Annotated in this window: 22 protein-coding genes; 9 read left to right on the top strand and 13 right to left on the bottom strand. The window is 69.0% G+C overall.

Translation table 11 applies throughout. From position 1 onward, the window contains the following. The first annotated feature begins 8 nt into the window (after positions 1-8). From AB0H88_RS27145 to AB0H88_RS27125, 5 genes are all read left to right on the top strand, one after another. On the top strand, positions 9-695 hold the full coding sequence (locus tag AB0H88_RS27145; protein ID WP_357649066.1) for a response regulator transcription factor: 687 nt from the start codon (positions 9-11) through the stop codon (positions 693-695). After that, positions 692-1,975 carry a HAMP domain-containing sensor histidine kinase gene (locus AB0H88_RS27140; RefSeq protein ID WP_357649065.1) on the top strand — a complete coding sequence of 428 codons (1,284 nt, stop codon included), beginning with the start codon at positions 692-694 and terminating at the stop codon, positions 1,973-1,975. Before AB0H88_RS27145 ends, AB0H88_RS27140 begins: the two co-directional genes overlap by 4 nt. 306 nt (positions 1,976-2,281) lie before the next feature. Continuing rightward, a complete protein-coding gene (locus AB0H88_RS27135) occupies positions 2,282-3,382 on the top strand; it encodes a hypothetical protein (RefSeq protein ID WP_357649062.1) in 1,101 nt (366 codons plus the stop codon). A gap of 27 nt (positions 3,383-3,409) precedes the next feature. Continuing rightward, positions 3,410-4,219: a hypothetical protein gene (locus AB0H88_RS27130; protein WP_357649060.1), complete on the top strand. Its 810-nt coding sequence runs from the start codon at positions 3,410-3,412 to the stop codon at positions 4,217-4,219. Beyond that, entirely contained in the window at positions 4,216-5,721 is a 1,506-nt protein-coding gene (locus tag AB0H88_RS27125) for an NADH-ubiquinone oxidoreductase-F iron-sulfur binding region domain-containing protein (RefSeq protein WP_357649058.1), read from the top strand. Before AB0H88_RS27130 ends, AB0H88_RS27125 begins: the two co-directional genes overlap by 4 nt. Positions 5,722-5,835: 114 nt before the next feature. Here AB0H88_RS27125 and AB0H88_RS27120 read toward each other — a convergent pair whose 3' ends face one another. Both AB0H88_RS27120 and AB0H88_RS27115 read right to left on the bottom strand, forming a co-directional pair. Then, a complete protein-coding gene (locus AB0H88_RS27120; protein WP_357649055.1) occupies positions 5,836-6,042 on the bottom strand; it encodes a cold-shock protein in 207 nt (68 codons plus the stop codon). A 212-nt stretch (positions 6,043-6,254) separates the two neighbouring features. Continuing rightward, a complete protein-coding gene (locus tag AB0H88_RS27115; protein ID WP_357649053.1) occupies positions 6,255-6,737 on the bottom strand; it encodes a MarR family winged helix-turn-helix transcriptional regulator in 483 nt (160 codons plus the stop codon). 63 nt (positions 6,738-6,800) lie between these two features. On the opposite strand from AB0H88_RS27115, the gene AB0H88_RS27110 reads away from it, so the two are divergent. Further along, positions 6,801-7,655, top strand: a complete 855-nt coding sequence (locus AB0H88_RS27110; RefSeq protein ID WP_357649051.1) for an NAD(P)H-binding protein — start codon at positions 6,801-6,803, stop codon at positions 7,653-7,655. A gap of 60 nt (positions 7,656-7,715) precedes the next feature. Here the strand turns inward: AB0H88_RS27110 and AB0H88_RS27105 are convergent, their stop codons facing one another. Both AB0H88_RS27105 and AB0H88_RS27100 read right to left on the bottom strand, forming a co-directional pair. Further along, positions 7,716-8,987: an MFS transporter gene (locus AB0H88_RS27105; protein WP_357649049.1), complete on the bottom strand. Its 1,272-nt coding sequence runs from the start codon at positions 8,985-8,987 to the stop codon at positions 7,716-7,718. 312 nt (positions 8,988-9,299) lie between these two features. Further along, entirely contained in the window at positions 9,300-9,584 is a 285-nt protein-coding gene (locus AB0H88_RS27100) for a hypothetical protein (RefSeq protein ID WP_357649048.1), read from the bottom strand. A 129-nt stretch (positions 9,585-9,713) separates the two neighbouring features. Between AB0H88_RS27100 and AB0H88_RS27095 the strand changes: the two genes are divergently transcribed. Together AB0H88_RS27095 and AB0H88_RS27090 are read left to right on the top strand one after the other, a co-directional pair. Next, positions 9,714-10,328, top strand: coding sequence for a GNAT family N-acetyltransferase (locus AB0H88_RS27095; protein ID WP_357649046.1), 615 nt, complete (start codon positions 9,714-9,716; stop codon positions 10,326-10,328). 166 nt (positions 10,329-10,494) lie between these two features. After that, positions 10,495-10,746 (top strand): hypothetical protein, encoded by a 252-nt coding sequence (locus AB0H88_RS27090; protein WP_357649044.1) that lies wholly within the window; start codon positions 10,495-10,497, stop codon positions 10,744-10,746. Here AB0H88_RS27090 and AB0H88_RS27085 read toward each other — a convergent pair whose 3' ends face one another. Genes AB0H88_RS27085 through AB0H88_RS27070 form a run of 4 tightly spaced genes read right to left on the bottom strand, consistent with a single transcriptional unit; the run spans position 10,747 to position 14,284 of the window. Further along, on the bottom strand, positions 10,747-11,286 hold the full coding sequence (locus tag AB0H88_RS27085; protein WP_357649041.1) for a GNAT family protein: 540 nt from the start codon (positions 11,284-11,286) through the stop codon (positions 10,747-10,749). Positions 11,287-11,305: 19 nt separating this feature from the next. Continuing rightward, the gene (locus tag AB0H88_RS27080; RefSeq protein WP_357649039.1) at positions 11,306-12,136 is read right to left on the bottom strand and encodes a carbohydrate ABC transporter permease; all 831 of its coding nucleotides are present in this window, start codon (positions 12,134-12,136) and stop codon (positions 11,306-11,308) included. Further along, entirely contained in the window at positions 12,126-13,037 is a 912-nt protein-coding gene (locus tag AB0H88_RS27075; protein WP_357649339.1) for a sugar ABC transporter permease, read from the bottom strand. The genes AB0H88_RS27080 and AB0H88_RS27075 overlap by 11 nt, the downstream gene beginning before the upstream one ends. Beyond that, a complete protein-coding gene (locus AB0H88_RS27070) occupies positions 13,004-14,284 on the bottom strand; it encodes an extracellular solute-binding protein (RefSeq protein WP_357649037.1) in 1,281 nt (426 codons plus the stop codon). Before AB0H88_RS27070 ends, AB0H88_RS27075 begins: the two co-directional genes overlap by 34 nt. Positions 14,285-14,449: 165 nt before the next feature. Here AB0H88_RS27070 and AB0H88_RS27065 point away from each other — a divergent pair, with 165 nt between their 5' ends. Then, complete coding sequence (locus tag AB0H88_RS27065) at positions 14,450-15,394, top strand: ATP-dependent DNA ligase (RefSeq protein WP_357649035.1); 945 nt, start codon at positions 14,450-14,452, stop codon at positions 15,392-15,394. Here AB0H88_RS27065 and AB0H88_RS27060 read toward each other — a convergent pair whose 3' ends face one another. The 5 genes from AB0H88_RS27060 to AB0H88_RS27040 all read right to left on the bottom strand — a co-directional run bounded on the left by AB0H88_RS27060 (position 15,395) and on the right by AB0H88_RS27040 (position 20,967). Next, a complete protein-coding gene (locus AB0H88_RS27060) occupies positions 15,395-15,769 on the bottom strand; it encodes a hypothetical protein (protein ID WP_357649033.1) in 375 nt (124 codons plus the stop codon). Positions 15,770-15,925: 156 nt separating this feature from the next. Next, positions 15,926-17,875, bottom strand: coding sequence for a beta-galactosidase (locus AB0H88_RS27055; protein WP_357649031.1), 1,950 nt, complete (start codon positions 17,873-17,875; stop codon positions 15,926-15,928). Positions 17,876-17,900: 25 nt separating this feature from the next. Further along, the gene (locus AB0H88_RS27050) at positions 17,901-18,788 is read right to left on the bottom strand and encodes a carbohydrate ABC transporter permease (RefSeq protein WP_357649029.1); all 888 of its coding nucleotides are present in this window, start codon (positions 18,786-18,788) and stop codon (positions 17,901-17,903) included. Continuing rightward, on the bottom strand, positions 18,788-19,669 hold the full coding sequence (locus AB0H88_RS27045) for a sugar ABC transporter permease (RefSeq protein WP_357649027.1): 882 nt from the start codon (positions 19,667-19,669) through the stop codon (positions 18,788-18,790). Before AB0H88_RS27045 ends, AB0H88_RS27050 begins: the two co-directional genes overlap by 1 nt. Further along, the gene (locus AB0H88_RS27040; RefSeq protein ID WP_357649025.1) at positions 19,666-20,967 is read right to left on the bottom strand and encodes a sugar ABC transporter substrate-binding protein; all 1,302 of its coding nucleotides are present in this window, start codon (positions 20,965-20,967) and stop codon (positions 19,666-19,668) included. The genes AB0H88_RS27045 and AB0H88_RS27040 overlap by 4 nt, the downstream gene beginning before the upstream one ends. Between the last annotated feature and the right edge of the window lie 15 nt (positions 20,968-20,982).

The raw sequence follows: 20,982 nt of genomic DNA, 5'->3' as shown, positions 1-20,982 counted from the left end.
TGTGGGCCATGGTTCAACTGCTGCTGGTGGAAGATGACGCATCGGTGCGGAGCGCGCTGACGCGAGCTCTGTCGGAGCGCGGTCACGTCGTGACCTCCGCGCCCACCGCGGCCGAGGGGCTTCGGCAGGCGGTCGAGGGGCGTCCGGACCTGGTGGTGCTGGACCTGGGGCTGCCGGACCTGGACGGCTCCTACGTGCTGCGCATGCTCCGCGCCGTGACCTCGGTGCCGGTGATCGTCGCCACCGCACGCGACAGCGAGCAGGAGATGGTCCGCGTGCTGGACGCGGGTGCGGACGACTACGTGGTCAAGCCGTTCAGCGCGAGCCAGTTGAACGCGCGGATCAGCGCGGTCCTGCGCAGAAGCCAGGGGGAGACCTCTGGAGAGGACGCGGTACGGGTCGGCGGCCTGCGCATGAGCGTCAAGGCCCGCGAGGCGAGCCTGGAGGGCCGGCCGCTGGAGCTGTCTCCCAAGGAGTTCGACCTGCTGCATTACCTGGCCACCCGGGCTGGGGAGGTGGTTTCGAAGCGGGAACTGCTCGCCGAGGTGTGGCAGATCCCCTTCGGCGGTGCCGACAAGACGATCGATGTCCACATCGCCTGGCTGCGCCGCAAGCTTGGTGAGACCGCCACGGCTCCCCGATATCTACGCTCGATACGTGGATCGGGAGTCAAGATCGTCGATCCCTCTCGATGAGGCGGTACATCACGCTCCTGGTGGGCGCCACCGCGTCGCTGGTGCTGGTGTCGTTCCTGGCTCCGCTGGCCTTCCTGGTCCGGGACGTCGCCGCCACCCGGGCAATGGGCGCCGCCACGGTGCGGGCCCATTCGCTGGCCCCAATGGTCGCGACCGGTGACAGGAAGACCGTGGAGATCACCCTCCAGCAGTCGCAGGCGAGCGACTACCCCCTCACGGTGCTATGGGCGGACGGCACGGCGAGCGGTGCGCCCGCTCCCCGGGACGCGGCGGCCCGGCTCGCCGAACGCGGCCGGAGCATCACCGTGGACGTGGCAGGCGGGCAGGAGATCCTGGTCGCCGTGTTGGGTGGGAAGGGCGGCCCCGCGGTCATCCGGAGCTTCGTCTCCGACGCCCAGTCGCGCTCCGGTGTGGGGCAGGCCTGGACGATTCTCGTACTGCTGGGGGCGGGTCTGCTGGCGGTAAGCCTGCTGCTGGCCGACTGGCTCGCGCGTTCCCTGGTCCGGCGGATCGCCATGCTCGCGCACTTGTCGCATCGACTGTCTCACGGAGAACTGGGGGCCCGGGTCCGCCCCGGAGGACCGCCGGAGATCCGCGATGTCGGTGCCGGCCTCAACCATCTAGCGAAGCGGATATCGGACCTGCCGGACCGTGAACGCGAATCCGCCGCCGACCTCTCCCACCGGCTGCGCACGCCGCTTACCGTGCTCCGGCTGGAAGCGGAGGCCCTGCGCGACCCGGACGAGGCCAGGCGGATAGGCCATCAGGTAGACATTCTTGAGTGGACCGTGACGGAGCTCATCAATGACACGCGGCGGCCCGCCCGGTCGAGCCATCCGCGCTGCGACGCCGCCGAGGTCGTGTCGGAGAGAGCGGCCTTCTGGTCCGCGCTCGCCGAGGAGCAGGGCCGCCCGCTCCATGTCAGCGTCCCGGACCAGCCGGTACGGGTCGAGGTCGGGGCCATGGAACTGACGGCATGCCTGGACGCGCTGCTGACCAACGTCTTCGACCATACGCCTGAGGGGACCGCCCTGTCGGTGACGCTAGAACAGCTGGGCGTCGTCGCCCACCTGGTCGTCAGTGACGCCGGCCCCGGATTCGGCGGCAGGAACCTGCTACCGCGTGGCGTCAGCACCGCCGGTTCGACGGGGCTCGGCCTCGACATCGTCCGCCGTACCGCGGAAGGCTCTGGGGGGTCGGTGCACCTGGAAGCCTCCCCGGCGGGCGGGGCGGCGGTGATCGTTCGTCTGGGGATGGGGACGCCCACCGAGTCGCCTTAACCGAGCCTCAAAGGGGATGCCCGCCGAGCTGCCTTAGCCGAGCCTCAACGGGGATGCCCGCCGAGCTGCCTTAGCCGAGCCTCAACGGGGATGCCCGCCGAGCTGCCTTAGCCGAGCCTTAACACCGCCGCAGCGTGCCCTTAGCGCCGGTAATGGCACTGTTTGGTGTCGGTGGCGGCGTGTTCGCCCGCCGCCGGTTCGTCGGTGTGCCTACGGAAGGGACTCAGCCATGATGTGGCGTTCAACAGTGGCATCCGCCCCCAGCGAGGCCGTTGCCCGCGGGGTCTCTCGCGGCCCGGGATGTTAATGCCGCGATCGTCCTCCGGTCGCCGCTCGATGCTGCCGCTGACCAACCTGATCGGGCGCCTCGGCGGCCTCACGGTCGTCCTCGCCGGCCTCGCCCTGTGCGCCATCGTTCAGCAGGAGGTCGATGGCCGGCCGATGGTCCCGGCAGTGAGGCAGCCGAGCGCGGCGGTCGTCCGTACCCATCCGGCCGCGAAGGTCTCCCGGCCGCCTGACACCGCGCCGCTGATACGTCAGGTGCGGGCCACTGTGACTGTGCAGTGGGGCGCGCTGGTGCGCAGCGCCTTCGGGGCTCAGGAGGTGCCCCAGCCGGACGTGCATCTGGTACGGATCGGCCAGGCCGGGGACTGGGCGTTCGGAACGTGCGCCGTGCCGCCGGCTCCCGGCATGGACGCCATGCCGCACGCATCGGTGTTCGTCGCCCGGCGGGCCGGGAAGACCTGGCGGATCGCGCTGGCAGGCACCCGGGACTTCGCCCAGTTCCTGCGGCAGGCTCCTGCGGCGGTGATCCCGGCGGACCAGCGACCGTCCCTGGAGCGGTACGGCACGACGCAGAGCGGGAACCCACCCGCCGGGCTGGCGCTCCCCTGGCGCGCGGGCCAGTCCTGGACGGTGCAGTCCATGGCCGACATGTCCGGGCTGCGTTTCGCGGGAGGCGACGGCCAGGTCCTCGCGTCCGGCACGGGCAGACTCTACCGGCTCTGCGCACGCTCACCGGGCCGGGCCATGATCCTGCTGATCCACCCCGACGGGACGGCCACCGAGTACTACCAGGTGGCCGACATCACCGGCGTTAAGGACGGCGCACCCGTCCAGCAGGGCGAATACCTGGGGAGGGTCAGCACCGACCGGCCCTGCGGCGGCCCGTCGGCCCAGGGCCAGGCGACGGCCAGCTTCACCCTGCTCAGCGGATACCGCGCCGTGTCGCTGGACGGCGCCAGAATCGGCGGCTGGACCCTGCACACGGACGAGGACCGCTTCTACGCCGACCGCTCCGGGATGCGCGTCGACTCCGGCAACCCGCTGCTCAACTTCGGGACGGACCCCGCCCGGTCATCGACTCCGCACCCTCCGAGCGCCACGTCCGCGCCGCGATCGTCCTGACCGTACCGACGCCCACAGAGGACGCCCATGGAGCATCGACAACTCAGCAGGCAGGTCGCCCGCGCCCGTCCCCGGCGGTGGAAGATCCTCCGGGCCGTACTGCTCTGTGCGCTCCTGGCCGCCGTCCTGGCCGGCGGCGCCACCGAGCGCGGTGCCGACGTGGTGATCCACGTGCGGGACTTCCTGGAGTTCTACTCCGGCGTCTTCACGCTGGTGGGATTGTCAGCGGTGGTGGTGGCCGGGCTGGCGGCCTCCGGCCGGTTCACTCCCGTACGGCTGCGCGTCATCGCCCAGTCGGGACACCGGGCCGCCGCGGTCATGTCAGTGAGCTTCCTGGTCGTGCACGTGCTGCTGAAGGTGCTGGAGCAGCACGTGTCGGTAATCGATGCCGCCGTCCCCTTCATCGGCCACCAGGAGCGCGCCCGCTGGATCGGCCTCGGCACGATCGCCGCCGACCTGATGATCTTCGCTTTCGCCAGTGGGGTGGCCCGAGGCAGGTTCATCGGCAGGGGGCGTCCCTGGACCTGGCGGGTTCTGCACATCAGCGCCTATCTCTGCTGGCCGGTCGCGATCATGCACGGCCTGAACGCCGGCCGCTCGCCCAAGGATTGGGTGACGCTCAGCTATGTCGCCTGCCTGGCGCTGGTCGCCGTCATGGCGCTCGTCAGGTTCCTGATGTGGCTGCGCGGGCGTGGCACGGTCCGCCGGCAGGCAGGACGGGTCACCGCACATACCACTCGGCGGGTGCCGGACCCCGGGGCGCACGGCGTGCCGGACGAGGAGTTCTGGGCGGAGCTCAAGCACGAGGCGCGGCTATGGACGGGGAGTCACAGGTGAGCGATGCTTTTGAGGTAGTCACGATCGGCCCGGCCCGGCTCTTCCACGGCCTGGCCAACATGCCGCGGCTGGATCTGGCCGCCCACCGCCGCTGCCATTCGCCGTTGCCCCGGCTCTCGCTGCGGGAGCTGGTCGCGCTGGCCGAGGAGGTCGATCTCCGCGGCCGGGGAGGCGCCGCTTTCCCGTTCGCCCGCAAGCTCGGCGCGGTGACCGACGCGGCCGTCCGCCGCGACACCCGGCCGGTGGTTCTGATCAACGCGACCGAGGGCGAGCCGGCCAGCGCCAAGGACAAGACTCTCCTCGCGCGGGCGCCGCACCTGGTGCTCGGCGGGGCCGCGCTCGCCGCCCACGCGCTCGACGCCAGTGAGATCGTCATCGGTGTGACCGACGGCGGGGCCGCTGAGCGCTCGCTGCTGAGCGCGGTCGGGGAGGCGGGCATTGTCCCCGCCGTGAGGGTCGTTAACCTGCCCGAACGCTTCATCACCGGAGAGGGCGGCGCCCTGGTCCGCGGGGTCAACGGGGAGACGCCGATCCCGCCGGGCCGGAAGGTGAGGGCCGCGCAGAGCGGGGTCGACGGCCTGCCGACCCTGCTGTCCAACGCGGAGACCTTCGCCCAGTTGGCCGTATTGGCCGAACTCGGAGCCGCCGGCTACCGAGCCGTCGGAACGCCCGCCGAGCCCGGTACGGTCCTGCTTACCGTGACCGGGCCTGGCCGGCGGCGCACCGTCGTGGAGACCCCGGCCGGCCTCCCGCTCTGGGAGGTGCTTCAGCACTGCGGGCTGGACGCGGGCCAGGGCGTGATGGTCGGCGGCTACCACGGGGCATGGCTCGCCCCGGACCAGGCCGCCGCGGTCGCTGTGTCACGGCAGTCCATGGCCGAGGCGGGCGCCGCGCTGGGCGCCGGGATCATCGTCCCCCTGGAGGAGGGGACGTGCCCCCTGGGAGAGGTGGCCAGGGTGGCCGACTACCTCGCGGCCGAGTCGGCGGGGCAGTGCGGGCCCTGCCACATGGGGCTGCCCGCCATCGCCCGATCCTTCTCCTCCCTGGCCGCGGGCCATGCCGGCACTGGGGCGCTGGCCGCGATCAGGCAGGGGAGCGGGATCGTCCGCGGCAGGGGGGCCTGTCATCATCCGGACGGGACCACCAGGTTCCTGCTCTCGGCGCTCGACGTCTTCAGCGACGATGTCGCCGCGCACGCCGCGAAGGGCGGCTGCGGCCGCCCCGTACGTGGGCTCCTGCCGGTGCCGGGTGAAGCGGGCCAGGACTCCGGGCTGCGGCTGACCGTGGACTGGTCCCGCTGCGCCGGCCACGGCCTGTGCGGCCACCTCGTTCCCGATGTCGTACAGCTGGACGTGTTCGGATATCCGGTGCTCACCGAGAGCGAGTTGCCCGCGCGGCTCCTGCCGGACGCCCTGCGAGCCGTCGAGATGTGCCCCGCTTTGGCCCTCGGGCTCAGCGGGACGCCGTCCGCTGTCGCGCCAGGCAGGCGCGCGTCCCGTTGACCGGCCCCGATCAGGGCATCCGGCCGCTGGATCGTCACCACGGAAGAGCGCCATCCGAACGCAGTGGGGCCCGCATCCATGCGGATGCGGGCCCCACTTGAGGCATGCGCCGTGTCAGGCGGGAACGATGTTCTCCGCCTGCGGGCCCTTCTGGCCCTGGACGACGTCGAAGGCCACCTTCTGGCCCTCGGTCAGCTCACGGTAGCCGCCGTTGGCAACGATGTTGGAGTAGTGGGCGAAGACGTCGGCGCCGCCGCCATCCTGCGCGATGAAGCCGAAGCCCTTTTCCGAGTTGAACCACTTCACGGTTCCGGATGCCATATCAATCTCCTTCTGATGGTTGCAGATACGGGATCCGCACTTTTCGGATCCTGTGTCGCTTTGATGAGCCCATCCGGAGATGACCGGCAAACAAAAAACGCACCTGAAGATCATGCTCGTTCAGGTGCGCACAAGTCTCTATGGGTACCACAACTGCAACGCGCCGAGCCTAGCACATATCTCGCCGCAGCTTAGGAAACTTGTACGTCGGCCTAGGTGAGGTCGGAGCCGCGTTGATCGATGGGGGTGTCCAGCAGGGCGGTTGCTGCGCTGCGGATCTTCGTCAGTGCGCTGAGCAGATGTTCGCGCTCAGTCTCGGTGAGGTCGGCGGTGATCTGCTCTTCGAGCAGCCGGCGTTCCCTCTCGATGGGAGCTTGCAGGGCACGCCCGGCGTCGGTGAGCCACAGCCGGACCAGCCGATTGTCCCGGTCGTCGCGGCGCCGGGTGAGCAGGCCGGCCGTGGTCATCCGGGTGGCCGCCTTGACCACGTTGGGGGTGGTGACGTTCAGCGCGGCGGCGACCTCACCGGGGGTGCGGCCGTCCTGCCGCCACAGCACGGCAAGCAGGTGATCTTGCCCCAGGTGCAGTCCGTGGCGCCGCACGGCTGCCTCGGCCGCCGCCCGCAGCGCCTTCGACGCCTTGCTGTGCAGGTCCAGGAACTCGGGCATGGGCATGGCCTCCGGTGGTTTTGACAACCAAATCGTGTACCGGTTAACGTTCTGCCGAATCATTAACCGGTACACGATTTGGGAGTCCTCATGATACTGGTCACCGGCGCGACCGGGAACGTCGGCCGCGAGCTCGTCCGCGAGCTGGACGAGACCGGCGTGCCGTTCCGCACTCTGGTCCGCGACCCCGCCCGCGCCGCCACGCTGCCCGAGCGGACGGGACGGGTCGTGGCAGACCTCAGCGACCCGGCGACGCTGCCGCCCGCCTTCGCCGGAGTCGACCGTCTGTTCCTGCTCACCCCCGGCATCGGCCTCGACCACACCAGGCACGCCGTCGCCGCCGCCCAGTCCGCCGGGGTACGCCACATCGTGCACCTGTCCTCGTTCAACGTGCTCGGCGACCCCATGCCCGCCATGGGCCGCTGGCACCACGAACGCGAGCAGGCCATCCGAGCCTCCGGCATCCCGGCCACGTTCCTGCGGCCCGGCGGCTTCATGACCAATGCCTTCGACTGGCTGCCCACCATCCGCCAGGCGGGCTATGTCCTCGATCCGGTCGGACCCGGCCGATACGCCCCGATCGACCCCGCCGACATCGCCGCCGTAGCCGCCCTGGCCCTGACCGGTGACGGTCACCAAGGGCAGGAGTATGTCCTCACCGGCGAGGAACTGTTCACCATCACCGAACAGGTCAAGATCCTGGCTGCGGCGGCCGGCCGGGACATCGCGATCCGGCCGGTGACCACCGCAGAGGAGGCCGTAGCCTCCCGATTCCCCAACGGGGCACCTCCGGCGCTGGCCGAGGCCGTCATCGAGGGGTTCCACCTCATGCGCGCCGACACCGCCGGATTCCGCACCAACACCGTGGAGCACCTACTCGGGCGCAAGCCCCGCACCTTCGCCGCCTGGTGCGCACGCAATGCCGACGCCTTCCGGACCACCTGATCCGCGTCGATCTGTTTCTTCAGGATGAACCCGTGGTCGCGCTCCTGAGCCGGCCCGGAATCAGCTGGGGCCGCCCGCCGGATCAGGGAGCTGCCTCCCCAGACGGGCGAGAGGGGACAGGGCCATGAACACCGGAGACAGGGCCAGAGCGACAGCGGTCAGCAGCAGACTCGTTCGCAGCCCCAGCGTGCCGGCCAGATAGCCACCGAGGAGCGAGCCGAGCGGGGTCAGGCCCATGCCGACGAAGTTGAGCGTCGCGACGACCCGCCCCTGGATCGGGATGGGGGTGATGGCCTGGCGCACTGTCACGACGGTGACGTCGACCACCTGGCTGAAGACGCCGAACAGGAAGTTGACCGCCATCAGCGCGGCGATCGTGACCGCGGAGGAGCCGTGCAGCGCAGGGACGCACAGCATCACACCATCGGCGAGCACCGCCGCGGACACCAGTACGACGCCGTACCCGTACCGCCTCGGCAACCTGGCCGACAGCAGGGAACCCACCAGCGCGCCCGGGCCCATCGCCGCCAGTACGAGCCCGATGGCGGCGCCCGACAGGTGCAGCGTACGCGGCAAGAAGAGCAGATAGACGGTCATCACAGCGGCGAAAGAGAACTGGAAGAGGGCCGAGGCGATCCCTACCGCCCGCAATGAGGCGTCGTCGATGACCAGGCGCAGGCCCTCGTGGATCTGCCGCCACACGCGCCCCTGCCCCGCGGCCGGCCTGGGCATCGGCTCGGTACGGCGGATCCGCCGGATCGACAGGACGGACAGGGTGAAGAAGAAGGCGCTGGCCAGGATGGCGATCGGCGCGGTGACGAGCGACATCAGCGCGCCGCCGAGCGCGGGGCCGGCGATCTGCGCGCCGGATCTGCTGGCTTCGAGCGCGCTGGTGCCCTGGGCGAGCTGGTCCCGTTTCACCAGTCGTACGAGGGAGGTCTGGTAGGCCACGTCGAAGTACACGGTGAGAGCGCCGACGAGGAAGGCGACCAGGACGAGCAGCGGGACGTCGAGCCTGCCGAGGAGGTAGAGGACGGGGACGACGGCCAACACCACGGTACGGCCGGCGTCGGCCAGCACCATCACGTCGGGGGAGCGCCGGCGGTCCACCCCGGCGCCGGCGAAGAGCGAGAGCAGCAGGATCGGTGCCTGCTGGACGGCGCGGAGGACGCCGACCTGCTCGGTGTCGGCGCTGAGCGCGACCACGGCGATGAGCGGCAGGATGACCTGGGCGGCCTGAGTTCCCAGTTGGGAGGTGGTCTGACCGATCCAGAGCCTGCGGAAGTCACCGTCTCGCCACACATTGGGCGGGGTCGGGTCGGGTCCGGTCATCGGCGGCCTCGCAGGGGCGGGCGCGCGGGAACGGCAGGGGAAACGTACGGCACAGGGGTCCTTGAGTCGCTGAGAAAAGGTGCCCGTCCCGCAGGATCTGGGCAGGAAGGTGCGCTGTGCCGCAGTTCGAATGCAGCACGCGGTGACAGGTCGGGAAGTGACCTAGAACGTCAGCGCGTGCTCGGTTGACCGGGCATCTCAGCTCCTCGAAGGATCAATTGCTGCTCGAGACTAACCGTCGGCCCAGGCGGCTGACAAGGCGATTGTTGACCGCTTCGGGGACAACACCGCTGCCTGAGGGTAGAACTCCGGTCACAGGGTGCTCGTACGGTCGCGGGCCGCGATGGCCAGGGCGATGAACTCGCGGAAACGCGCGAACTCCTCCTGGCTCATCTTCAGTTTCACTCCGCCGTTGACCTGGTCGTCGCCATGCCTGGTGCCGAGATGGACCTTGAAGCCGTCGCCGTGCGGCCGGGCGTCGACGCCGAGAAACGCCACGTGGTAGCGCATGCTCTCGGACAGGCCCCGGTGGAAGATTTCCAGTGTCCTGCCGTCCTGCACCAGGATGTAATCGCCGAGCTCGAACTCTGCCGCCATAGCTCCCGTTTCGAAACCGTGTGGATGCCGGATCTTAGAGAAGGTCCACCGTACGCTGCTCCAGCACATGGGGGAGAGGGCTGAACAGGCCCACTGTTGCGAAGTTGTCGATCAGCTAGCCTGTGGGCTGTGATTCAGAACGATGGCGTCGAAAGCAGCGATCAGAGCATCCTGACCGGCTTTGGGGGAGATTCCGGTCGCGTGACCTTGCGCCGGATGACCGTCGATGATCAGGACGAGTTCACCGAGCTGGTCAGGGCCAGCGCCGACCTGTACGGCCCGTACATGTCCCTGCCCGCCACGCCGCAGGATTTCCACGCCTTTCTCGGAAAATTCGCCGACCCGCTGCTGGCCGAAGGCCTGGTGGTCTGCTTGCGCGACACCGGTGCCATGGCGGGCAACATCAACATCAACAGCATCATCCGCGGGCGCGCCCAGACCGCCTCCCTCGGCTATGCGGCCTTCGCCCCCACCGCCGGTCAGGGGTACATGTCCGAAGGGCTCCGCCTGGTGATGCGTTACGCGTTCGAAGAGCTGCGCCTCCATCGGCTGGAAGCCCAGATCCAACCCGGCAACGACGCCTCCCTGAAGCTGGTCCAACGCCACGGGTTCCGCAGCGAGGGTTGCTCACCGGAGCTGCTCTTCATCGACGGCGCCTGGCGGGATCACGAACGGTGGGTCATCACCAACGCCATGGCCGGCATGGTTCCCAGCGAGCCGCATCCAACCCAGCCTGTGCGTTGAGGATTTCGTTGGGTTCGAATAGCCCACCGACCTATGAACGGCTCGTCGAGCAGGCCACGGAGGCATCCCTCGGCGGGTGGCTCACCCAGCGAGTAGGCAGCCGTAATGGGTTGGAACTGAATGACGCTCTGGGGCGCCGCCCCCTACCGACCCAGCGAGCTGGACTTTGGCAGTCGCGGTCGAGCAGCTGCGCCACGCCGGGCTGCGCGTACTGGACGCCCGCGAGGAGATGGTCGACTACGTCTTTCACGACATCGGCGCCGTCGTCTTCCAGTTGCGCGCGGTCCCGTGGCAAGTCCGCGACTTCGACCTCGACCGTTATGACCGGCGGCTACGTGAGCTCCATGAGCGCATCTGTTCCCAGGGCGCTTTCACCACTCGCGATCACCGCTTTCTCATCGAAGCCGAGCTCCCCTGATCAACCGTGCTCGCCGATGAGCTTCGAGTACAGGTACATGTCGCGACGTTCACCGCCCACCTCCTGCCAGCTGCGCAAGAGCCCCTCCCGGAGGAACCCCGCTCCCTCGGCGGCCCTCCAGGACGGCGTGTTCCACGGCTCCACGTGCAACTGCAGCCGTGGAATTCGCAGCCGCTCCAAGCCCCACGACGAGATGGCCCGCAGGGCGGTGCCGGCGACGCCTCGGCCGCGGGCCGACTTCGCCACCCAGTAACCCACCGAAGCCCGCCCGTGAAGACCCGGCCACAACCCGATCTGGCCCACGGCTCGGTCGTCGCCGACCGTCGCGATCGCGAAGGAGTAGCCGATCCCGTCGGCGGCCTTACTCCACTGGCGCTGGATGAAGGCGATGCCCTCGGCGGCCGAGTAACGCGGTGGCACGCCGGTGACCAGGGGGATGTAGGCGTCTTCGGAAGCCTCCCGCACCGCCACGACGTCGTCCAGCCGCCACGGACGAAGCAATAACCTGTCGCCCGCCGGAAGTTCGGGAACCACCACCATTCCCGCATCATGCCACCCGTCAGCCCTTGAGGCCGGTCGTGGAGATGCCCTCGGTGATGCGCCGCTGGAAGATGAGGAAGAAGCCCAGGATCGGCACGAGCGACAACACGGCCATGGCCAGCATGGGCCCCCAGGTGGAGCCGCTGCTGGAGTCGAGGAAGGCCCGCAGCGCCAGCGGCACCGTGTACGTCGACACGTCGCTGAGGTAGACGAGTTGGCTGAAGAAGTCGTCCCAGGTCCAGATGAAGGTGAAGATCGCGGTGGTGATCAGCGCGGGACTCGACAGGGGCAGGATGATCCGCCAGTACACCTGGATCGGCCCGCAGCCGTCGATCCTGGCCGCGTCGTCGAGCTCCCTGGGCAGCGACCGGATGAACTGCACCATCAGGAAGACGAAGAACCCGTCCACGGCCAGGAACTTCGGCACGATCAGCGGCAGGAACGTGTCGACCCACCCCAGCGCCTTGAACAGCGTGTACTGCGGCACGATCAGCACGTGGATCGGCAGCATGATCGACCCGAGCATGACGCCGAACCAGACGCGCTTGAACCGGAACGACAGCCTGGCGAACGCGTAGGCCGCCATCGAGCACGACAGGACGTTACCGACGACGGCCGCCGTCGCCACGATGAACGAATTGGCGAAGAAGCCGGTGAAGGGCACGCCGAGCGCGTTCCAGCCATCGGTGTAGTTGTCCGTGACGACGGTCTGGGGCACCAGGCCGGGATCGGCGAAGATCTCGTCGTTGGGCTTGAACGACGAGCTGATCATCCAGAACAACGGATAGAGCATGACCAGCGCGCCCACGACGATCAGTACGTGAACGGCCCAGCGTGACCTAGTCGGCATAGTGCACCCAGTACCTCGACGAACGGAAGGCCAGCGCGGTGAAGGCCGCGGTCACCAGGAGCAGGATCCAGGCCAGGGCCGAGGCATAGCCCATCCGGAAGTTCCCGAACCCCTCCTGGTAGATGTAGAGCGTGTAGAAGAGCGTGGAGTCCGCCGGGCCGCCCGTCCCGCCGCTGAGGATGAACGCCGGGGTGAACGCCTTGAACGCGTTGACCGTCTGCAGCACCAGGTTGAAGAAGATGATCGGGCTGAGCATGGGCAGCGTGATCTGGAAGAAGGCCCGCACCTTGCCGGCCCCGTCGACCGCCGCGGCGTCGTACAACTCGGCCGGGATCTGCTTGAGGCCGGCCAGGAAGATCAGCATGGGCGAGCCGAACTGCCAGATGTGCAGCGCCACCAGGGTGTAGATGGCGTACTCAGGCGTGGAGATCCAGCTCGGCCCGACGATCCCGAAGGCGGACAGCAGATCGTTGACCAGCCCGTCCGGCCCGAAGATCTGCCGCCACAGGATGGCGACCGCCACGCTGCCGCCCAGCAGTGACGGCAGGTAGTAGGCCGCGCGATACACGCCCACACCGCGCATGGGCCGGTTCAGCAGCACCGCCACCAGCAGGGCGAACCCTCCCGAAAGCGGCACCGAGGCGACCACGTAGATCATCGTGATCCGCACCGCGTTGCCGAAGTGCGGATCGTCCATGATCCGCGCGTAGTTGTCCAGGCCCACCCACGACGGCGTCGTGAGCAGGTCGAAGTCGGTGAACGAGAGGAACAGCGAGGCCAGGATCGGCCCGCCGGTCAGCAGGAGCAGCCCCGCGAACCACGGCAACAGGAAGAGGTACGCCGACCGCCCTTCTCTCCTCTTGACCGTTATTTCAGTACGCGGCGCGCTTCGTCGAAGAATCGGGACACCCCCTCGGCAATGGACAGCTTCCCGAAGCCCACCTGCTGGTTGACGTTCATGAGCACCTTGTTGTGCAGTTCGCCCGCGCCGAGCGGCTGAGGAGGCGGCAAGGGGCCGACCTTGTCGGCGAGCGACTCGATGTAGGCGTAGACGAGCTTCTCCGACGGCGACGCCTTCGGCTCCAGCGCGGCCCGGATCGCCGAAGAAGGCGGTACGCCTCGTTCCGAGCCGAGTGGCGTGGCCACGTCCGTGTCGGTGACCAGCGCGTTGACCAGCGCGATGGCGTCCTGTGGCCGTTTGGTGGCCGCGCTGACCGTCAGCAGCATCGACGGCTTGTAGTACTGGCCGGGCTTGTCCCCCGTGGGGAAGGCGTGGACGGCTATGTCGTCCTTGGTGACGCTCATGTAGGCGGTGAGCTGGTTGGACCAGGCCCAGTCCATCACCGCCTTACGGGTGGCGACCAGGCTGTTCTGCACATCGCCCGCGGCCGTGGCCTGAACGTCGGGCGGGGCCGCCGCGCCCGCCTTGCGCAGCCCGTCCCAGAACGTGAACCACTCGGTGAGGTCCTTCTCGTCGTAGGCGAGCTTGCCGTCGGGGGTGAAGAACATCTTGCCCCGCTCCAGCAGCCAGTTCTCGAACGCGCCGCCGTCCTGGGCGCCGTCCTCGCTGGCGTAGACGCCCTTGGGCGCCTTGTCGGCGATCTTCTTGGACAGTTCGCCGAACTCCGGCCAGGTGAAGGTCTCGGGCACCTCGACACCGATCTCCTTGGCCAGCGTGCGGTTCCAGATGAGGGCCATGGAGTTGATACCGAAGTTGACGCCGTACTGCTTGCCGTCGATCTTCCCGGCGTCGACGACGTCCTTCGCGAAGCCGGACAGGTCCAAGCCCTTGCCGAGGTACGGGCCCAGGTCGAGCAGGCTGCCACGCCGGGCGTACTCCCCGATGTAGGAGTAGTCCATCTGGATCACGTCGGGGGCGTTGCCGCCGGCGGTCTGTGTGGCCAGCTTCTCCCAGTAGCCGTCCCAGCCCGAGAACTGCGTCCTGACCTGGACTCCAGGGCGCTTCTTGCGGAACGCCGCGAGGGCCTGCTGGGTGCTGTTGTGCCTGGCGGTGCTTCCCCACCAGGCGAACTGCAGGCTGGCCGCCCCGCCCGATCCGCCGCCACCGCCCGCGCAACCCGCCAGGGCCAACGCCCCGGCGGCTGCCACTCCGACCCGCAGGAATCCACGTCTGCTCAGATCGCTCATGGCCACGCCCGTTCGTTACGCCCAGACAATATTTAACTTAGGACGGTAATGAAAGGGCTACGTGACGTCAATCATTTGCAGTGGGTTGTTTCCCCCGTAAAACCGGCCCCACCCGTGTTGGGCGGAAAGTTGACCTCACGTCCGTATCTCGGCATCGTGAACCGAGTGACCAGCGATGAGACGCGGGACGGAGTGTCGCTGACCAATCTCGACCAGCCGCTGTTCGACGGATCGAACGCGACGAAACGGGATCTGGTCGACTACCTGGACGCGGTGCGCGACCGCATCATCCCGGTCCTGCGGGACCGCGCGCTGTCGGTGATCCGCGTACGGCCCGGCCAGGCGGCGTTCATGCAGAAGAACGTGCCCAAGTACGCCCCCGACTGGATCCGTACGATCTCCGTCTGGGCCGAGGCGTCGCACCGGCAGGTGTCCTACGCCCTGTGCGACGACCGCAGGACCCTGCTCTGGTTCGCCAACCAGCGGGCGGTCGAATACCACCCGGCGCTGTTCCGCGGCGAGCATCCCACCCACCTCGTGCTCGACCTCGACCCGCCAGAAGGGGACGCGTTCCCGCAGGTCGTCCGGGCCGCCCGGCTGGTACGCCAGGCTCTCGACGACGCGGGGCTGGCCGGGGCGGTGAAGACCAGCGGGGCGAAGGGGCTGCACGTGTTCGTGCCCGTGGTGGCGGGGACCGCGATGGACGACCTGGCCGCGGCCACCCGAGCCCTGGCCGCGCGCGCCGAACGCGTCGACCCGGCGCTCGCCACCACGGCGTTTATCCGTGAGGACCGCGAGGGCAAGGTGTTCCTCGACTCCACCCGGGCGGGTGGGGCGACGGTGGCGGCCGCCTACAGCCCGCGCATTCGTCCAGGTACGCCGGTCTCCTTCCCGGTGGCTTGGGAGGACCTCGACCGGGTCGCGCCGTCCGACTTCACCGTCCACACCGCGCCGCGGTTGCTCGCGGACGGCGATCCCTGGGCGGAGCTCATGCCGGAGCCGCAGCGGCTGCCCGCGGACCTGGTCGAGGAGGGGCACACGATCCCGATCGCCCGCGTCCAGGCGATGCACGAGGGCAAGCGCCGGGCGAAGGCCAGGAGAGAGGGATGATCACAGGACGTACGCGAACGCCGCTTCCGCGATCACCAGCAGCGGCACGAGCGGCACGGCGTACAGGGCCGCCTGGCGAGCGCTCGTGTGCCGCTCGGGGATGGCCGTGAGCAGGGCGAGCAGCACCGCGCAGCCGATCGGCGCGAGCAGCCAGGTCGAGAGGGTGACCGTGCCCCACGTGCTGGCCGAGTCGCACTCCGCGGTCTGGTCATAGGTCAGCGCGCCGAGAGCGCACGCCTTCTCCCCGAGGAGCGACACGGCCATCCAGGCGACGAAGCCCGCCAGCCAGATGACGACGGCGAGGACGGAGACCAACGCGACGGTTGTGCCGCTCGGCGAAGTCGTCCGGCTGAAGGACGGGGAGGGGGCGATCACGCCAGGACTCTAATGCTGATCAACGTCGCCGGGGCCGACTTTGATCAACCTGACAATCGCCGGATGGCCCTCAGCGCACGATCGCCACCCCGGCCCGCAGGAACCCCTGGCCCTCAGCGCACGATCGCCACCCCGGCCCGCAGGAACCCCTGGCCCTCAGCGCACCACCGCCACCCCGCCCCCGGGGACCTCGCCCGTGAAGGGGTCGCCGGTCAGCAGGTCCGTGCCCGCCAGGCCGGGCGCTGTGACGGGCGTGTCGCCGTGGTTGATGAGGAAGACGCAGGCGCCGCGCCGTACCAGTTCCAGGGTGTCGGGCAGGTCGCGCGGCCGGGAGACGCCCGCGCGGTCGAGCACCTCGCCCAGCAGGTCCCGCAGGTCGTCGCCGCCGAGCGCGGCGGCCAGGTAGCTCGCCGTGCCGCCGCCGAACGCGTTGGCGGTCATGGCGGGATGCCCGGCGTCGGGGCCGTCGGTGAAGTGCCGCACGGCCACCGCGCGTTCGAGGCGGACCCGCTCGGACCAGATCCGGCCGGTCGCCCCGCCGGTGAGCGTCACGGTCTCCAGCTCGCGCAGCGGGTGGAACTCCTCGACCGACAGCCCGAGCACCTCACGCAGCGCGCCGGGGTAGGCGCCCGCGTGGACGGTGTCGTTCTCGTCGACGATGCCGGAGAAGTACGACACGAGCAGGTGGCCGCCCGCCTCGACATAGCGCTGCAGGTTCTTGGCCGAGCCTTCGGCGAGCAGGTACGAGCTCGGCACGACAACCAGCCTGTATCCCGAAATATCGGCGGAAGGGTGGACGAAGTCCACCGTGACGTGCTCCCGCCAGAGTGCCTCGTAGAAGGCGTCCACCCGCTCGCGGAAGCGCAGGTCGCCCGAGGGTCGCCACTCCAGCTCCAGCGCCCAGTACGACTCCCAGTCCCAGACCACCGCCACCTCGCTCGTGACGCGCTCGCCCTTGACCGGGGCCAGTCGGCGCACGTCGGCGCCGAGCGAGACGACGTCGCGCCAGATCTGCGAGTCGGTCCCCGCGTGCGGGATCATCGCCGAGTGCCACTTCTCGGCGCCGTACCGCGAGGCCCGCCACTGGAAGAACAGCACCGAGTCGGAGCCCCTGGCGACGTGGGCGAGACTGTTGCGGCGCATCTCGCCGGGCCGCTTGGCGATGCCGCGCGGCTGCCAGCTGATCGCGCTCGTCGAGTGCTCCATGAGCAGCCACGGCCCGCCGCCGGCCAGGGAGCGGCTCAGATCGGCCGACATGGCGAGCTGGATGTGGTTGTCGGGCTGCTCGCCGTTCAGGTAGTGGTCGTTGGCGATGACGTCCAGTTCGGGGGCCCAGCGCCACAGGTCCATCGACTTGCAGTTGACCGTGCCCGCGAAGTTCGTGGTGACCGGTTTGCCGCTGCGGCGCAGGATGTCGCGCTGCAGCCGGTAGTGCGACAGATGCTCCTCGTTGGCGAAACGGGCGTAGTCGAGGCGCTGCGCCGGGTTGACCACGGTATGACTCCATCGGGGCGCGTCGATCTCGTCCCATTCGCCGTAGTGCTGACCCCAGAAGGCGGTGCCCCAGGCGGCGTTGAGCGCGTCCAGGCTCTCGTACCGATGCCGGAGCCATTCGCGCCAGGCGGCCACGCTCGACTCGCAGTAGCACTCGCCGAGCGGCGCCCCGTACTCGTTGTGCACATGCCACATCACCACGGCCGGATGCCCGCCGTAGCGCTCCACCAGCCGCTCGGCCAGCCGCGCGCTGGCCGCGCGGAAGGCCGGGTGACTGGAGCAGGCGGTCTCGCGCGCGCCCGCGCCGACGCGCACGCCCTCGCGGGTCATGGGGGAGGCGTCGGGATACTTTCTGGAAAACCAGGCGGGCGGCACCGTGGTCGGGGTGCCCAGGTTCACCGAGATGTCCGCGCTGTGCAGGCGGTCGATGATGGTGTCGAGCCAGCCGAACTCGTACACCTCCTCGGCGGGTTCCATCAGCACCCACGCGAAGATGCCCAGGCTGACCAGGTTCACCCCGGCCTGCCGCATCAGCCGTACGTCCTCCTCCTGCACCTCCAGCGGCCACTGCTCCGGGTTGTAGTCCCCGCCGAACGCGATGCCCTCGGGCATATAGGTCCCCCTTTTGGATCTGTTGTCAAGCCTTGACGGCGCCGCTGCTGAGGTCCGTGCGCCAGAACCGCTGCATCGTGAGGAAGAGCGCGATCAGCGGGATCAGCGCCAGGAACGTCCCGATGAGAATGAGGTTGTACAGACTCGGATGGTTGGCCCCGGCGGCCAGCATCGTGTAGAGCCCGACCGTCAGCGGGAACTTGCCGTCGTCGCCGAGCATGATGAACGGCAGCAGGAAGTTATTCCAGATCGCCACGAACTGGAACAGGAAGATGGTCACCATCCCCGGCCCCATCAGCGGCAACGCCACCCGGGTCAGCAGCGTCCAGTGCGAGGCCCCGTCGATGCGCCCGGCTTCGAGCAGCGAGTCGGGGATGGCCGCGCCGGCGTACACACGGGCCAGATAGATGCTGTACGGATGCAGGATCTGCGGCAGCAGGACCGACCAGTACGTGTCCGCCAGGCCGACCTTGGCGAACAGCAGATACTGCGGGATCGCCAGCACCACCGCCGGCACCAGGATGCCGCCGATCAGGATGTTGAAGATCAGGTTCCGGCCGGCGAAGCGATATTTGGCCAGCGTGTAGCCCGACACCGCGGACACGGCGGTCGACAGCAGCGCCCCGCCTCCCGCGTACAGCAGGGTGTTGAGCATCCACAGCCAGAACACCCCCTCCCGATAGGCGGCGAGATCGGCCAGGTTCTGGAAGAACCCGGTGCCGGGCGAGAACGTCGAGGTCGAGAACAGCTCGCCGGACGTCTTCGTGGCCGCGATCACCACCCAGCTCACCGGGAACAGGCAGTACACCGCGCCGACCAGCAGAACCCCGGTCGGGACCAGCCCGAGCGGCCCGTACGTATACGCGGAGCGGGCCCGCACGCCTCTCCGAGACGCGGACAGGGCGCGAGCCATCACGTCTCCCCGAACGCGCGGTTCTTCACCACGCGCAGGAACCCGAACGACAGCACCAGCGAGATCCCGGCGATCACCACGGCCGTCGCCGCCGCCGCATACAGGTCACCGGTCACGAAGGCGTCCCGGTAGATCTTCATCAAGGGGCTCCAGGTCGAGCTGATCGTGTTGGAGAACGGCCGGAGCGCGGTGGGCTCGGTGAACACCTGGACCGTGGCGATGATCGAGAAGACGGTGACCAGGATGATCGCCGGAGCCAGGATCGGGATCTTGACCCGCAGCGCGATCTGCAGCTCCGACGCGCCGTCGATGCGGGCCGCCTGATAGAGGTCCTGGGGCACCGCCCGCAGGTTCGTGTAGAGCACCAGCATGTTGAAGCCGGTGCCGCCCCAGACCGCCACGTTGGCCATCGAGTACACGACCGCGCTCTGACTCAGCGGCGCGACCCCGAACACCTCGCTGATCGGGCTGACGCTCGGCAGGTAGAGGAAGCCCCACATCAGGCTGGCGGCCACGCCCGGCACCGCGAACGGCAGGAAGATCGCGATCCGGGAGAAGCGCGCCAGCCGTACCCTGGCGGCGTCCAGCATCAGCGCGAACACCAGCGCGAGCCCCAGCATCACGACCAGGACCAGCACGCCGTAGCCGAGCACCCGCAGCCAGCCGGTCCACAGCTCGCCGTCACCGATGGCGGCGGCGTAGTTGTCGAGCCCGACGAAGATCTCCCGCTTCGACCCCTTGCCGAGCCCGAGTCCCGACACCTTGGTCCGGCGCAGGCTGAGGTAGACGGTGTAGCCGATCGGCAGCGCCAGGAACAGGGCGAACAGGGTGACGGCCGGCGTCAGGAACAGGTACGGCGCCCAGCTCTTCCTCGGGGTCATTGGGCGAGCTTGAAGCCGGACTTGGTCATGTCCGCGACCGTGGCGTCCTGGACACTCTGGAGGGCGCCGCTGAAGGAGGTCTTGTTCAGCGCGGCCTTGTCGAAGGCGTCCTTGAAGGCGTTGTAGGCCACATTGACGTTCGGGCCGAAGGTGAAGCCGCGCGCTCCCGCGCCGAACCCGGCCGCCTGCTTCCAGAAGTCGGGGACGTTCGAGAAGTACGCGGGCGGCTCGGAGAGCAGGTCGGCGCCCTTGGTCGCGGCGGGATAGACGGCGCCCTCCTTCACCAGCAGGGCGAGCGCTTCAGGGTCGCTGTTGAGCCAGGTGGCGAACGTGGCCGCGGCCTCCTTGTTCTTGGAGCCCGCCGATACGGAGACGGCCGAGCCGCCCCAGAAGCCGCTGAAGTTCTCGCCGGCGTTCCACTGCGGCAGCTGCGCGATCGCCCACTTGCCCTTGGACTTGGGCGCGTTGCTCGACAAGGGGCCGGGCGCCCAGATGGCCGACGGCCAGGTCAGCAGCTTGCCGTCGTTCAGGGCCTTGTTCCACTCGGGGGTGAAGTAGGGCATGTTGTCGATGACGCCCTCTTTGACCAGGCCGCCCCAGTAGTCGGCGAGCTTCTTGCTGGGCTCGTCGTTGATGGCGACCTTCCACGCCTCACCGCTGATCGACCACCACTGCCCGCCCGCCTGCTGGGCCAGGCCCGCGAAGGAGCCCGGGTCCTTGCTGGAGAACGTGCCGAGGTACACCTTCGGGTCCTTCGCGTGCACGGCCCTGGCCGCGTCGGCGTACTCCTGCCAGGTCTTCGGTACGGCTATGCCGTACTTCTTGAACAGGTCTTCGCGGTAGTAGAGCAGCATCGGGCCGCTGTCCTGCGGGATGCCGTAGACCGCGTCGGTGCCCAGCGTGACCAGTCCCCAGATGCCCTCGCCGAACTGCGCCTTGACCGGATCCGCGGCCGTCTTGATGTCCGCCACCGCCTCGGCCGCCACGAACGACGGCAGTGCCTGGTACTCCGCCTGGACGAGATCCGGCGGGTTCCCGGCCTTGGCGGCGGTGAGGAACTTGGTGGCCGAGTCGTCCCCGCCCGCCTGGGTGCTGGAGGTGACCTGGATGTCGGGATGCGCCTTGTTCCAGACCGCGACGACCTTGTCCATGCCGGGCACCCAGTTCCAGTAGGTCAGGGCGACCTTCTGGGCCTTTTGTGTGGAGGAGCTCGACGGGGCGGCGCTCTGCTGAGCACCACCGCTGGAGCAGCCGGCCACGAGGGTGACGGCCGCGGCGACAGCGGCAAGCCTGTTCATGTGCATGGGTACCTC

The organism is Nonomuraea sp. NPDC050680 (genome assembly GCF_040654555.1).
In the GTDB taxonomy this organism is placed as follows: Bacteria; Actinomycetota; Actinomycetes; order Streptosporangiales; family Streptosporangiaceae; genus Nonomuraea.
The sequence above is the reverse complement of the archived record's forward strand: the minus strand, read 5'-3'. Positions and strand labels throughout refer to the sequence as shown.

Excerpts from the sequence above, each read along its gene's own strand:
- AB0H88_RS27045 (WP_357649027.1), bottom strand. The coding sequence starts at position 19,669 with ATGACCCCGAGGAAGAGCTGGGCGCCGTACCTGTTCCTGACGCCGGCC.
- AB0H88_RS27050 (WP_357649029.1), bottom strand. The coding sequence starts at position 18,788 with ATGGCTCGCGCCCTGTCCGCGTCTCGGAGAGGCGTGCGGGCCCGCTCC.
- AB0H88_RS27110 (WP_357649051.1), top strand. The coding sequence starts at position 6,801 with ATGATACTGGTCACCGGCGCGACCGGGAACGTCGGCCGCGAGCTCGTC.
- AB0H88_RS27070 (WP_357649037.1), bottom strand. The coding sequence starts at position 14,284 with ATGAGCGATCTGAGCAGACGTGGATTCCTGCGGGTCGGAGTGGCAGCC.
- AB0H88_RS27145 (WP_357649066.1), top strand. The coding sequence starts at position 9 with ATGGTTCAACTGCTGCTGGTGGAAGATGACGCATCGGTGCGGAGCGCG.
- AB0H88_RS27055 (WP_357649031.1), bottom strand. The coding sequence starts at position 17,875 with ATGCCCGAGGGCATCGCGTTCGGCGGGGACTACAACCCGGAGCAGTGG.
- AB0H88_RS27100 (WP_357649048.1), bottom strand. The coding sequence starts at position 9,584 with ATGGCGGCAGAGTTCGAGCTCGGCGATTACATCCTGGTGCAGGACGGC.
- AB0H88_RS27130 (WP_357649060.1), top strand. The coding sequence starts at position 3,410 with ATGGAGCATCGACAACTCAGCAGGCAGGTCGCCCGCGCCCGTCCCCGG.
- AB0H88_RS27040 (WP_357649025.1), bottom strand. The coding sequence starts at position 20,967 with ATGAACAGGCTTGCCGCTGTCGCCGCGGCCGTCACCCTCGTGGCCGGC.
- AB0H88_RS27085 (WP_357649041.1), bottom strand. The coding sequence starts at position 11,286 with ATGGTGGTGGTTCCCGAACTTCCGGCGGGCGACAGGTTATTGCTTCGT.
- AB0H88_RS27105 (WP_357649049.1), bottom strand. The coding sequence starts at position 8,987 with ATGACCGGACCCGACCCGACCCCGCCCAATGTGTGGCGAGACGGTGAC.
- AB0H88_RS27140 (WP_357649065.1), top strand. The coding sequence starts at position 692 with ATGAGGCGGTACATCACGCTCCTGGTGGGCGCCACCGCGTCGCTGGTG.
- AB0H88_RS27135 (WP_357649062.1), top strand. The coding sequence starts at position 2,282 with ATGCCGCGATCGTCCTCCGGTCGCCGCTCGATGCTGCCGCTGACCAAC.
- AB0H88_RS27120 (WP_357649055.1), bottom strand. The coding sequence starts at position 6,042 with ATGGCATCCGGAACCGTGAAGTGGTTCAACTCGGAAAAGGGCTTCGGC.
- AB0H88_RS27080 (WP_357649039.1), bottom strand. The coding sequence starts at position 12,136 with ATGCCGACTAGGTCACGCTGGGCCGTTCACGTACTGATCGTCGTGGGC.